This is a genomic window from Nisaea sp. (assembly GCF_017640745.1).
Taxonomy (GTDB): Bacteria; Pseudomonadota; Alphaproteobacteria; order Thalassobaculales; family Thalassobaculaceae; genus Nisaea.
On the sequence record NZ_JAEPQA010000041.1, the window covers coordinates 13,034 to 26,089 of the forward strand.

Sequence of the window (13,056 nt, forward strand, 5' to 3'; positions counted from 1 at the left end):
CCGCTGCATATGCTGGGAGTCGTCCAGGATATTCACGACCGTAAGATGGCGGAGGAAGCGCTGCGTTCGGAGATCGCCGAACGGGAGCGGATCCAGAAAGTGCTGGAACGGAGCGAGGCCCGCTTCCGCAATCTGGCAACGGCACCTTCGGACTGGGTCTGGGAGTTGGATGCGGACGGCCGGTTCTCATACGTTTCGGAAAAGTTCCTGGACATCTTCGGGACCGAACCGGCCGATGTCATCGGCGTCCCCATCGAAGAATGGAGGGACCTCCGGTCGATTGCCCTGTCGGATTTTCAGCCGTTGCTGGACGCGATCGAGGCGCGCCGGCCGATAATCGATCTCGAATTGGCGCGGTCCGGCAGCGATATGGTGGTCCGGCTGAACGCCATCCCGATCTGGGAGGACGGGGAATATGCGGGTTTCTTCGGGATCTCGCAGGATATTACCGAACTGAAACAGGCTCAAAAGAGACTCATCGCTGCGGAAAAGTTCGCCTCGCTCGGCACGCTGGTCGCGGGGGTTGCGCACGAGATCAATACGCCGCTCGGTATCAGTATCACGGCTTCGTCCCACCTCGAGGCAAAGGCCAAGGAGCTCGGGGAACGCACCGTGAGCCGCGAGTTGACCCGAAATCAGCTGACAAGTCTGACCGCCGTCATCCAGGAAAGTGCGGGGATCATTCTCAAGAACCTTACCCGGGCCGCAAACCTGGTCCAGAGTTTCAAGCAGGTCGCCGTCGACCAGACGGCCGAAGCGGCCCGCGAAATCAACATCTTTGACTATGTCGGCGAAGTCCTGAGAAGCCTGTCTCCGAAGACGCGGCATACCGGGATCGACGTTCAGCTTTCCGGCAACCGGCACCTCGTCGGGACGACATTTCCGGGGGCGATCGCCCAGATCCTGACGAACCTGGTGATGAATTCGATCATTCACGCGTTCGACGAAGGTGCGCCTGGACGAATCTCGATTGTCGTCGGGGAGCGGAACGGCCTTGCCGTCTTGCGATATGCTGACGACGGCAAGGGAATGGATCCAGAGACCGCGAGCCGGGTCTTCGAGCCTTTTTTCACGACCAAGCGCAATACTGGCGGAACCGGGCTCGGCATGCACCTCACCCATAACCTCGTTACCCAGCGCCTCGGCGGCGAACTCAGTTTCCGTACGGCTCCCGGCGAGGGAGTCGAGATTGAAATCGACTTCCCCCTGACGTGAATCCGGCCCCTGACGTCAACCCGGCCCCTGACGTTAACCCGGCGATGAGCGGTCGCGTCATCGAGCGCGCTTTCGTCAAGTGCGCGCCTACTGACGCTGTGTGCGCAGCAGGTCGACGATCGCGTCGATCAGGCGGATGACCGCCTTTTGGGCCATGTCGCTCTCACCACCGGCGGACGGCTGGAGAAGCGGTGCCACCGCCATGGCGGACGCGTTCCAGACAGAGACGGGCAGCGAGCCGATCCGGTTCAGAGCCGCCTGCTGAGCGTCGGTCAGACGCGTGAACATTTCCGGCGGAATCCGGGTCTGGAACGACAGCTCGACATGAAGCACGCAGTGGCTGCCCGCGATGGCGAAATTCTGGCTGGTAATCAGCAGGACTGCCGCAAGGCCGGACTTCTCGTCGTCAGCGATCCCGAGAGATCTCAGCTGGGCGTCGAGATGGTTCTGATAGTCTTTGACCTGCCCCTCGATATTGCAGGTCTTCTTCGACTTGGTATCGAGGACGATGATCGACTCGTGATAGGCGTTCAGCTCCTTGGCGATCGCTTCCATCGCGCCGGCTTTCCCCGGAGCTGCGATACCCAAGGCCAGCATCAGGTCATGCAGGAGAAGGTGAAGCTTTTTCATGATGATTGCTCCCAGCCATGAAAAATGTGACGGGGCAACTGACGGCCTTACCGGTCTGAGAATTCTCAGTGCCCCGTAGGCACAAGATTAATAGCAGATAGCCTCTATCCGGAGAAGCCGGATAGGTTGCGGTTCTATGCCGCACGCAACCTTGTTTCCCGAGCGCGGCCATCTGCTGCAAGAACGGACGTGAGGAGCTTAGATCACTGTTTCGGAGGCTGACTGTCTCCGGTTCCCTCGCCGGTAAGCTTGTTCAGCCATTCCCGCAGCTGCTTTTCGGCGTTTGGATCGGCAAGCGGAAGGTTTCCGGCCGTGGGCGGCGCGGCGGCGCCATGTTGCGCCTGGGGAACTTCCGGCGGTGCCGCCGAGGTCTGGTCCAGAGCCGTGCCGGACGCTGTCAGAGGTGGCAGGCCGCCGAGGGACGGCATCTTCAGCAGATCGCTGCGCGGTCCGAGCCTGGCGGGATCGCTTTCGGCATCCGTGCCGGTCCCCTCCTTCGTGGCGGCGTTCTTCAGCTGATCGGCGCCGATCTTGTCGAGGCCGGATTCCGTGTTGAGGATGATCGGCAGACCGTTTTCGCCGCCGATGATCACGACCTTCGCATTATTCGATTGGGCAAGCTGCAGGGTGGCCTCGATCCCGCGCCAGCGCAGGTAGCTCGGCGTGATGCCGGGGGCGACGATCTCCTGGAAGCTCCGGATACCCTCGGCCTCGATCCGCTTGCGCTGCCGTTCCTTTTCCTCGAGGCGCAGGCGGAACTCGTAGGCCTCGCTCATGTGGCGCACCCGTTCCTTCTGCTCGATCGCGTTGCGCACGAAGCTCGGCAGGGTTATCTCCTCGATCAGCACGTCCTCGAGATCGACGTAGGCCTCCTCGAAAGGCACGTTCGAGGAGATGTTGGCGAGTTTGCTCTGGAAGCGGGTCTGGACGATGGTCTGCACGCGCTCGCGCCGGGTCGAGTAGAGGTCGGACGCCTCGTTCTCCGAGATGTAGGTCAGTATGAGGGTCCTGAGCTGCGGATGCATCAGGGTGTCTTTGTATTGCGGTCCGAGGCTCTTGTGCAGGTAGCCCGCATACTGGCTGTTGATCACGAAGCGGCTGGAGACATTCACGGAGATCTCGAGGCCGTCGATGCTGAGGCCCTTCACGCTCTCGTTGATGCGCTGCAGGCGCGCATCGTACATGTAGATCTTGTCCCAGGGGAAAATGAAGTGGATGCCCTCGCGCAGCTCGCGCCCGGGCGTCGTCACGGTACCGCCGAAGAACCGGTACCACATCACCCCGACCGATCCCGGCGGGACGGTGTAGACGATCAGCGGCCAGAGCACGACGATCAGCAGCAGGAACACCGCACCGGTGGCGAAGAACTCGACCCAGTGCCTGTTCGTCCAGTTCGACAGCCAGTCGAAGAAGCGCCTAATCATGGAAGAACTCCGGATCGTAGGCCGCCATCATGCCGTCTTCCATGTGCATCTGCCTGTCGGCCGCGTCGAAGAACCGGTTGTCGTGGGTGACGGCGATTATAGTGGTTCCGCCGGAACGGAGCATACCCAAAATCTCCCGGTAGAACTTGCGCCGGAACATCGGATCCTGATCGGCCGCCCATTCGTCGAGCACCAGGACCGGACGCTTCTCCAGCGCCGCGGCCAGCAGGGCCAGACGTTTGCGTTGCCCCGTGGAAAGGTCGATGGTGGAGAAGCGCCGCCCGTCGAACTTTACCTTTCCAAGGATCTCCAGCGTCGAAATCCAGTCATAGGCCTCGTCGCGCGCCTCGTCCGATATCCCGTAAAGTTCCGAGAACAGATGGAAATCTCCGAACACCGCGGCGAAGATTTCGCGGAAGTCCTGCAGTTCGGTGTCCCGCAGCACCTTTCCGTCGATCAGGATCTGGCCCTCGTGCAGCGGATAGAGGCCTGTGAGGACGCGCAGCAGCGTCGATTTGCCCGAGCCGTTACCCCCGGTGATGAACAGCACTTCGCCGCGCGTGATGGTCAGGTCGATCGGACCGATGGCGAAGCTGTCGCTCGGATCCCCGTTGGGCGGCTGATAGCGGAACACGGCCTTGCGCAGTTCCAGCGTCTTGAAGTCCGCAAAGCGAGATTTCTCGGCCGGTCCCGCGTCGGTGATCGGCCTTCCTTCCTCGTCGGTTTCCAGCTCGACGCCGGACAGCTTCTTCAGATGCCGTTCCAGATCCATGATCGCCTCGGCGGCTGCCGAGGCATTCTCGAAGATCGGGATCGAGCCGATCAGGCCGGAGATCGGGCCGATGATGAAGAGTACGGCAGTGGTCGATTTCTGCACCACGTCGGAATAGCCCGAGGTCATCATCGGCACGACGAAGACCATGGTGCCGAGCAGCAGATAGAAGGCGGTCTGCGAAAAGACGAAGTTCTTCGCCAGCATGATCTGCGTATTGCCGCGCTTTTCCGAGGCAAGTTCGCTGATTTCCTCGATCCGCTTGATGATCGCACGCGCCTTGGAACGGCTGAGCTTGGCTTCCTTGAAGCCGTCCAGCAGGTCGTCGATCGTCGTGTAGACGTCGTTGTCCATCTCCAGTGTGCCGCGGAGGTCGGTGCGCACCGAGTAGGACTTCTTCCAGTAGACCATCAGCGCCACGGTCATGAAGGCGACCAGCGCGATGAAGGAGGTGAGCGAGATCCAGGCGATGTAGAGCGAGGTGAAGAGGATCAGGATCGCCATCTGCACCGCGATCGTCACGGTCGAGGCGGATTGCGACAGCGTCTGCATGTGGCGCGCGATGCCGCTGTAGATCACCGCCCGCCCAAGCTGCTCGACATCGAGCAGTTCGCAATATTGCAGTTGATTGACGATGCGCATCCGCACCCGGTGGATCATCGCCTCCACCTGTTCGGCGGCCTGGGTCAGGATCCAGCGCTGGGCGACGACATAGAGCAGCATCGCCGCGGCGAAGAAGACGGCGTAGAGCGGCCGGGATTCGGATTGTTCGGCGTGCTCCGCCGCAGAGTTGATGATCGCCAGGATCATCGCGTTGCTGAGGCCGGCGACGGTCGCCACGGTCAGCGCGCGGCGCGGCGAGAGCGTGGCCTCGCGGCGCAGGAACTTGATCAGGCCGTTGGACGCGACCAGATCGGCGGCGGCGGAACCGGTCTCCATCGCGGTACTCCTTCCCGGTGCGCCTAGCTATCGGCCGTGGAGCCGGAGGACGCTTTCTTCGGGAAAGGTCTGAGGAGCGCGAAAATGAGCCCGACGAGCAAGGGCGTGAAAATCACCGAGCAGAGAAAGACCCCGAAGGCCCCGATACGGCTGCGCCGGCCGGCGATGGCCAGCATCAGGCAAAGCAGCAGATAGATCGCGATGGGGAGCAGTTGCATGAGGTCTGTCCGTTATCGGCGTGTCGACACCGCACCATTGGCCGGACGGTGCCCCGTCCGGCCAGACAGCCGGGAGTGTCCGGCGTGCGCCTGACTTAGGCTGCGGCTTTCGAGCCGCTCTTGCCGGAAGCCTTGGAGACGCCTTCCTCGAACTCTTCCTTGAAGTGCTCGCGCATGGCGTCCGGATCGAAGTTGAGGACGGTTCCGCCCGCTTCGAAATGCTGGATGAACACCTTGCCGATCGCATAGGTCGAGGCCGTGGTGAAGACCGGGGCCGTCAGCACGCCGAGAATGGTGCCGATGCCCGGAACCGACTTCAGCAGGCTGGAGGCGCCGCGCGCGAGGCCGGCCGGAACCAGGCTGCCGAGCAGGCCGGCAACGATCGTCTTCACGACATTGCGGGAGAACGGCACCTGATAGAGGCTAGCGAGATCGCCGACCATCTTGATCTGGATGAGGGTGACCGCGGCAAGATCGACCCACGGCAGCGGGATGAAGCTCGCGCCGGCGGACCAGCCCATATAGGTGTTCACGATGCTCGAGGCTTCGACGCGCCGAGCGGCCATTTCTTCTTCAGTCATGATTTTTCTCCAGACATGATGAAGCACTGTTTCGCACTAAGTGGTCGCCAGAGCGGCCGTTCCGCAACGTTGTGCGCCCAGTCCGTCGGAGGCCTTTATCAATTATTTCAAGCATATCCGACAGCCCTCCCGAGCACAACCGCTCAGAAGGTTTTGGCGATTCTGAGTTGCGGCATGATGAAGCTCTCCTCGCCCCCCGCGCCGACGGACGCGGCGATCCGGAGTTCGCCGCGCAATCCGTTGTCCGCCAGGTATCTGAGACCCGCGGCGATATTGAAGAGGCTCTTCGCCGCAGCTCGTGACTCCGCTTCGATGGTTTGTCCCGAAGACAGCCGGCCGCCGATCTCGCGCCTGTCGTCCAGCAGATCGTGCTCGTAGCCGAACCCGAGATAGGGTTGCAGCAGGCCGTTCCGGGTCTCGAGGTCGGTCCAGAGCGTCAGGTCGATGCCGGCCTTCACCTCGGCGACCTCGCTGTCGTCGATCGTGAGATTGAGGAACTGAGCCCCGCTCTCGGTGAAACCGTCGACGGAGGACCAGCCGGCTCCAAGCCGGCCGCTCACGGCATAGCCGACACGCCGGCCGGAGACGCGGGTGGTGCGGTCCCAGCGCGCCTCGATCTCGGTGGAGGCGCCCCAGCCCTCGGTGTCGCTCCGCGCCGTCGGCATCACGGAGAAGCCGGTGTCGCGTTCGATGTCGTCGAGCGTGTGGTAGGACACATTGGCCTGGAACCCGAGACCGAGCGCGCCGCGCCGCCAGTCGGCGAAGCCGCCGAAGGTCACCGCGTCGTTCTGGAACGAGCCGCCGCCATTGAACGAGGAGTCCAGCGTCGAATACCCGATCTGGGCGCCGACGATGAAATCCTCGGCCATTTCCGGCGGCCGGTAGGCGATCCCGGCAAGCGCCATCCGGCTGTCATAGTCGTAGCCGGAAAAGTCGCCGTCGGCGTCGCGGCTTCCGAGCCCGTTCTCCGCGACCATGAAGAAGGTGCTGTTGCCGATCTGCTGCGTCACCGGCGTGGCCGAACCGCCGGCCCTTCCGGGAGTGTCCTGCGAGCCACGAGACTGGCCGCGCAGGGCGGCGAGAACCGAACGCTGCTGGACCAGTCCGGAATCCGCGAGCGCGGCCAACCGACCGCCGTCCGTGTCGACCGCCTGCAGGGTGGCGCTCACCAGTTCGTAGATATAGCCGTGGGCCGCCGTGGTCGGGTGCTGGCCGTCCCAGTAGAGCGTGGCGTTCTCGCTCGCCGTGTCCAGGCACTGTCCGGTCGCGACGTTCGAACTGATGCACTGGCCGGTCAGATTGGTGAAGCCGTAGGCGCTCGCCCGCGCGTCGATATCGTCATAGAGCGCGTCGAGATCGACCAGGATGATCTCCATCCCGGTGCTGGCACGGGCGCTGGCGAGATAGCTTGGCATGCCGGCATTGTGCAACGTCGAGAGTCGTTCGGACTGAGCGAGCTGATCGGCCGTGAAGGCGGAGATCAGTGTCGGGACCCGATTGAGGTCGAAGAGATTGAGGACGATCGCCCGGCGCGCACCGAGGTTTGAAGCCCTTTCGAGCCCGGTCTGGATGAACCCGAGGGTCTGGTCGACGACGCCCTGCTCGGTGAGGCCGTTGGTCGTGCCAGCCGCGTAGTTGGTGTAGTCGTTGCCGCCAGTCAGGATGGCGAAGGTCGCACCGCGCACATTGGCGATGGTGCCGGCGGAATTGTAGGTCGCCAGATCGTCAAGCACGGTGATCATGCCCGGCGCATTGCTCGGCAGGTCTTCCGTTCCCGCCTTGGCGCCGCCGAAAGCGAAACTGAGGCTGACTCCTTCCTGCGCTCCCGGATTGGTCCGCGAGCCGCAGAGGCTCGAGAGTCCCTTTGAGGCGTTCTCGGTCGCGCAGTTCGGCTCGCTGAAATAATAGTCCATGTAGTAGAGCTGCGTCGGCGCCAGCCGGTCGGTCCAGTTCAGGCCGTTCGAAAAACGTCCGTTGAAATAGGGCGGGCTCTGCGGGACGACGTTCGTCGGCGTTATCAGCGTGGTGGCGATGAAGCTGTTCTGGTTGTCGACCAGACTGTCGCCGAGAAAGACGTACCGTTCATCGGCCGCCGCTCCGGGTGAGACGCTCAAGATTGCGCCACATATGGTTGTGGCCCATGCCGTGCGGATAATCGACTTCATCATGTCCGCCTCCCCCGATCAGAAGGTCACGACGACAGAGACCGTCGCGTTGGCTTCGCTGTATTGCAGGTTGGACAGGAACGCGTCGTTCACGATCTGGTTCGAGACCGAGGCGTTGAACATCAGCTCGACGCGCTCGTGCACCTGCCAGGCCGCGGTGGCGTCGAGCGTGAAGCTTTCGGCTTCGTAGGGCGTTCCCTCGATCTCGTAGAAGCGGTAGGTCGGCCCGACCTTCACATAGACGTCGTCGCGCGGCTTGTAGAGCGCGGCGACGCCGGCGAGATTGGTGAAGAGGCCGCCGGAGGTCTCGATATTGGTCTCGTCGAAGGTGCGCTCGAGCACGCCGCCGACCCCCCAGGTCTCGTCGATCTTGTAGGAGAGCTGGGCCGTGCCGACGGCCGAGATCACCTCGCCGATGGTCGGCGCGTTGAAATACTGCGCGAAGCCGATCGCGCGGAACAGGCCGGTGAGGTTGCCTTGCTGATACTGGATGCTGACGCCCGCACGTCCGCCCTCGGAATCCCGGTCTTCCGGAAGGATGACCGCGGAGCCCGAATATCTGATCCGGATCGGTCCGCCGAATACCGACGCCTGGCCCCAGCTGTAGTGTTTTCCGGCCTCGAGCGTGAGGTTGTACTCCTCGCGGTCCTGCGACTGCACCCGGCTGAGGATCGAAACGTCGATATCCGTGTCGTTCGAGATGTCCTGATAACGGCCCAGCAGATTGACGAAATAGGTCTTGTCGTCCCAGCCGAGCGCGGATTCCAGCGTATTGCTCTGGGTCGTGCCGTTCAGGTTGCCGTTGAACTGCAGCGGATCGTTCTTGCCGATGATGCTTTCTTCGCTGAGCAGGCCGGCCCGCAGGTTGAGCTCTTCGGTGAAGTCGTACCGTCCGCTGAGCGTGCCGGAGAGCGCGGTGCTTTTCTGATCCCTGATGTCGAGTGCCTGCTGATCGACATAGCCGACGGTCGCCGCCAGCGCATGCTCTTTCCAGGTCGATCTGGCGACCGCATTGACCGCGAAAATGCGCTTGAAATCGGTCTCTTCGGTCGGGTCGAGACGGATGTTGTCCGTCAGCTGCATGCCCACCTGGGCGCGGGTGAAGAACTCGAACCCGCCAAAGGCGAGGCCGGACGGCTGCTCGAAGCCCTGAACCGGGGGAAGCGGAGCGATCTGGGCCTCCGCCGGCAAAGCGGTGCAGGCCCCGGCGAGGATCGTCATTCCGGCCATGATCTCTAGCCGCAGGCACTTCGCCGCAGAGGCCCGATGGCTGGCACGCGTTGCTGTTTCAGTCATTCATTCATCCCCCCGATGGTCAGCCGGCCCATCCCCATTACAGGCAGCGGCGACACCCCCAATTCGGTCAGTTCGATTTTGCCGTCCCGGAATCCTGCTATTTCGGTGCAAGCATGGCCGGGATTGTCCCGAAGGCGGAGGCGGTCACCACATCCCGGCAATCGAGCCCGTTATCGAACTGGCAGAACGGCACATGCAATTTGGCTGTCAGCCCGCTGCACGAATCGAGGAATAGAGGGCTGGACAGGTAATCGCCCTGCTCCCCGTCGTCGAGAGGGCCCGCCATGACGCTGGTTGCGGCATGAACGTCGTTCGCGCCGTCGAACTCCAGTTCGGCAACGATCCGGAACAGCCCGAGATTCGTCAGGTTTCGGACGGTGACGACCGGGATGCAGTTGTCGTTCTTGCTGTGCTCGCTGCGATCGGTCGTGATGGCGCGGGAAACAATGATCTGGAGCGGGCCGCCATGGCCTGTCGTATAATCCCACTTGAGGACAGGCTCCTTGGTCTGCGGATCGATCGTGCGCGTCAGGCTTACGATACGGCCGTGGTCGCTGACCGCCGTCACCGCGTCCGCGGAATAATACTGATCGACTTTCCAGGTTCCGTCCTGAAACAACAGGACACGCTGGCCGATCGTCCGAGCGCCGAGCCCGCTCGACGGAAAGGCCTCATCGCGGTCAAGGAGCGATTGCGCCGGCGGCCTGTTTCCCGATGTGGTCGCTGTGGTTTTGCCCGCGGTCTGTGCGATCGCCGGGCAGGCGGAGGCCACGAGAAAGAGAGTGAGTACGGCAAGCGGTTTCAGGCAATTCATGTTCGTTCGCTCCGGCCCACGTCGTTTAGGGAGACTATCACATTGGCGATTTGGGTGAAGGCGGGGACGGGAGTCTCGTGAATAAAAAAATGTCCGCCGGCGATCCGGACCAGCCGGTGTTCCGCCTCGGAGCGTCCGGCCCAGGCAGCGTCCCGGCCGTCCGCCGTCGCCGGATCCATGGTGCCGGCAATGGTTGCGATCGGACATTTTAGGCGCACGTCCGGGGAGCGCGCATATCCGTCGTTGGCCCGGAAATCGGCCCGCATGACGGGGAGCAGGAGTTCCGCCAGCTCGGGTATTTCGTCAAATTCGGGAGGCAGTCCGCCGAGACGGCGTACATAGTCCAGGAACGGACCGTCGGGCAGGTCGGCGACCGAGGGTTGCGGTTCCGTCTGCGGAGCGGCGCGGGCCAGAGTGACGACGCCCGAGACCTCGTGACCTGACTGTTCGATCTGACAAGCGGTTTCGAACGCGAGCAGGGCGCCATAGCTGTATCCGAGCAACAGGGGGCGATCCCAGCCTTCGCTCGCGATTGCGGCCGCAACCTCCCGGGCGATCGCGAACGCATCCTCTTCGGCCGGCTCGCCGAAACGTTCCTCGCGTCCCGGCAACTGAACGGGGACGATGCGTATATCAGACAGCGCATCCGGCCAGTCGCGAAAGAAGCCGGCGCCGGCGCCGGCAGGCGGAAAGCAGATCAGGACAGGGGCCGGACCGGCCTTGGGACCGGCGCGCCGCTGTGCAGGCAGCCACGGCGTCGCGGCCGCCAAGGGGCGTGCCTGCCCGTGCATCAGTCCCGCACGCTCTTCGGGCGCATGTCGGTCCAGACTTCTTCGACATGGGCGAGGCAGGACTCGTGCGAGCCGGTAAAGACCGAGCGCCAGCCCGCCGGAACGGCCTTCGATGCCGGCCAGAGGCAATATTGTTCTTCCTCGTTGAGCAGCACCTGATGGGTCGCCGCAGTTCTTTCGCTCGGCTCGGGCATTCTCTCTGACATGCTGCTCATTTCTTCCTCGTCTGCTTCCTGGCGGCCGCCCCTGTCTCCGTGCGGCCATTTGCCTCGTCCGGAGACTCTTCTTCCTTCGGCAATATTCCGAGGCGGCGTTCCCGTCTCTCATACATGTCGACCGTCATTTTGTAGGTCGGATGCGCCCACATGACGAACAGAGCCAGCTTCAGAAGGGCGACAGCGAAAGGCATCGGATTACCGTAACCATGAATACGTATTTTGACATGTCGCGGGAGCGCGGTGCCCGCCCCGAAACCAGCGTCCGAACCAGGAGGCGATTTCCATCCACGGCCACTCCACTATGAAATGCTGGGAAGGCGTTTGCAATGGATAAATTATTTGTTCACAATGGCTTCCGGGCAGTGATGCCGCTTGGGAGAGAGGCGGCTGAATAGCATAAGCCGACAGTTTTTCGAATTTGGTCTAGGATCGGATGGGCGATCCGAAAATGAAGTGTGAGTGGAATGATGGTTGAGTTGCATCGGACCGAAACACACACTTTCCCGCTTTCCTTGGCGCAGCAGGAAATCTGGCGCGAACACGCGCTGTTTCCGGGGGCGGCCGTACATACCGTCTCTGCGCGCAGCGTCCTTTCGGGGCCGCTGGACGTCGCGCTTTTCGAAAACGCCCTGAGCTGGGTCTGGGAGCGCCACCAGGCCTTGCGGTTGACGCCCTGGGTCTTTGCCGACGGCATGGAACCGGTCCAAATCGAGGCCGGCGCGCCGCAGCGCTTCCTGACATTCCACGACGTTTCCGGAGCGGCCGATCCCGAGAATGCAGCGGAAGAACTGGCAGCCGAGCTTGGCCGTCGCGCGATCCCGCTCGATGGCGGGCCGACCTTCCGTTTCGATCTGATCCGCTTCGCCCCGGACCGGCATATCTGGGTGATGAGTTATCACCATATCAACATGGATGCCTGGGCCAACGGTATCCTGATGCGGGACGTGGCCGAGATCTACGGAGCTCTCGTGCGCGGCAGGGAGCCGGATCTGCCGGATGCGCCGTCCTTCGAGGACGCCGTCGCCAATGACGCGGTCTTCCTCGACAGCAGCCGCTACGCCAAGGCCGCCGAATATTGGGCCGACCTCTATCGCACGCTGCCCGACCGGCTCGTCGAGGCGGTGCCGAGCGTGCTGGAGGGCAAACCGCCGAAAGGCACGACGCTCTGCCGGATCGAAGTCGACGCGCCGACGATGCAGAAGCTGCGCGCGCTTGCCGCGGAGAAAGGAGCGAGCCCGGCCCAGCTCTTCATCGCCGCGGCGCTGATCCTTTTCCACAAGGAGTCCGGTGCGACCGACATGGTCTTCGGGATGCCCGTCCTGAACCGGCCGACCGCCCGCGACAAGGAAACCTTCGGCCTCTTCTCGCTGACCACGGCGCCCCGGGTGCAACTCGATCCGGAGGACGGTATCGATGCCTTCCTCGGCGAACTGAACAGGGCGATGCGCGGCGCGATGCGCCATCACCGCTATCCGCTTTCCGGCATCAACAGGACTCTCGGGCTGGCCGCGAAACGCGTCCTGCAGCTTTTCGACCTCAACATCTCCTACGAGCGCGTCGAGTTCGGCGAACTGCCCTTCGGCGAAGCGACCGCGAGCGTTCCGCGCGTGTTGCTGAACGGTGTGGAGCGCACGCCGGTCGAGATCTTCGTGCGCGAATATGGCGACGGGGAAAAAGTCGAGGTCGATCTCGATCTGTCGCTCGGTGCTTTCGACCCGGACGAAGCCCGTGCCTTGGCGTCCCGTTATAGCCGCGTCCTTTCGTGGCTTGCGGGTGGCGGTGATGGCCGTCTGTCGTCTGTTCCGCTGGTGGACGATGCGGAGCGGTCGTGGCTGTTGGAGGGCGTGAACGCGACGGGTCGGGACTATGGCGCGTTCGAGCCGGTGATCCGAGGCTTCGAGCGTGTGGCGGCGGAACATCCGGAACGTGCGGCGCTCAGGTTCGAGGGCGCGGAGCTCGGCTATGGCGAGCTCAATGACAGGGCGAACGCACT

The 13,056-nt window shown here is 63.0% G+C and carries 13 protein-coding genes; 2 read left to right on the forward strand and 11 right to left on the reverse strand.

Features of this window, described 5'->3' with window-relative positions; genetic code table 11:
- The coding region (locus tag JJ959_RS19845; protein ID WP_292887764.1) for a HAMP domain-containing sensor histidine kinase at positions 1 to 1,215 on the forward strand (1,215 nt) is incomplete at its 5' end.
- Between the two features lie 87 nt (positions 1,216 to 1,302).
- Here the strand turns inward: JJ959_RS19845 and JJ959_RS19850 are convergent.
- The 11 genes from JJ959_RS19850 to JJ959_RS19900 form a co-directional block, all read right to left on the reverse strand.
- Positions 1,303 to 1,845 (reverse strand): hypothetical protein, encoded by a 543-nt coding sequence (locus tag JJ959_RS19850; RefSeq protein WP_292887767.1) that lies wholly within the window; start codon positions 1,843 to 1,845, stop codon positions 1,303 to 1,305.
- 203 nt (positions 1,846 to 2,048) lie between these two features.
- Entirely contained in the window at positions 2,049 to 3,269 is a 1,221-nt protein-coding gene (locus JJ959_RS19855; RefSeq protein ID WP_292887770.1) for a prohibitin family protein, read from the reverse strand.
- On the reverse strand, positions 3,262 to 4,980 hold the full coding sequence (locus JJ959_RS19860) for a cyclic peptide export ABC transporter (protein ID WP_292887772.1): 1,719 nt from the start codon (positions 4,978 to 4,980) through the stop codon (positions 3,262 to 3,264). The genes JJ959_RS19855 and JJ959_RS19860 overlap by 8 nt, the downstream gene beginning before the upstream one ends.
- A 23-nt stretch (positions 4,981 to 5,003) precedes the next feature.
- Complete coding sequence (locus JJ959_RS19865) at positions 5,004 to 5,198, reverse strand: hypothetical protein (RefSeq protein ID WP_292887775.1); 195 nt, start codon at positions 5,196 to 5,198, stop codon at positions 5,004 to 5,006.
- Between the two features lie 95 nt (positions 5,199 to 5,293).
- A complete protein-coding gene (locus JJ959_RS19870) occupies positions 5,294 to 5,779 on the reverse strand; it encodes a DUF697 domain-containing protein (protein WP_292887778.1) in 486 nt (161 codons plus the stop codon).
- Between the two features lie 143 nt (positions 5,780 to 5,922).
- Positions 5,923 to 7,893, reverse strand: a complete 1,971-nt coding sequence (locus JJ959_RS19875; RefSeq protein ID WP_292887781.1) for an autotransporter domain-containing protein — start codon at positions 7,891 to 7,893, stop codon at positions 5,923 to 5,925.
- A gap of 69 nt (positions 7,894 to 7,962) precedes the next feature.
- The gene (locus JJ959_RS19880; protein WP_292887783.1) at positions 7,963 to 9,240 is read right to left on the reverse strand and encodes an outer membrane beta-barrel protein; all 1,278 of its coding nucleotides are present in this window, start codon (positions 9,238 to 9,240) and stop codon (positions 7,963 to 7,965) included.
- A gap of 97 nt (positions 9,241 to 9,337) precedes the next feature.
- A complete protein-coding gene (locus tag JJ959_RS19885) occupies positions 9,338 to 10,054 on the reverse strand; it encodes a hypothetical protein (protein ID WP_292887785.1) in 717 nt (238 codons plus the stop codon).
- A complete protein-coding gene (locus JJ959_RS19890) occupies positions 10,051 to 10,824 on the reverse strand; it encodes an alpha/beta fold hydrolase (protein WP_292887787.1) in 774 nt (257 codons plus the stop codon). Before JJ959_RS19890 ends, JJ959_RS19885 begins: the two co-directional genes overlap by 4 nt.
- A 20-nt stretch (positions 10,825 to 10,844) precedes the next feature.
- On the reverse strand, positions 10,845 to 11,051 hold the full coding sequence (locus tag JJ959_RS19895; protein ID WP_292887789.1) for an MbtH family protein: 207 nt from the start codon (positions 11,049 to 11,051) through the stop codon (positions 10,845 to 10,847).
- 5 nt (positions 11,052 to 11,056) lie between these two features.
- Complete coding sequence (locus JJ959_RS19900; RefSeq protein ID WP_292887791.1) at positions 11,057 to 11,254, reverse strand: hypothetical protein; 198 nt, start codon at positions 11,252 to 11,254, stop codon at positions 11,057 to 11,059.
- Between the two features lie 276 nt (positions 11,255 to 11,530).
- Here JJ959_RS19900 and JJ959_RS19905 point away from each other — a divergent pair.
- On the forward strand, positions 11,531 to 13,056 hold a 1,526-nt coding region (locus JJ959_RS19905), incomplete at its 3' end, for a condensation domain-containing protein (protein WP_292887794.1).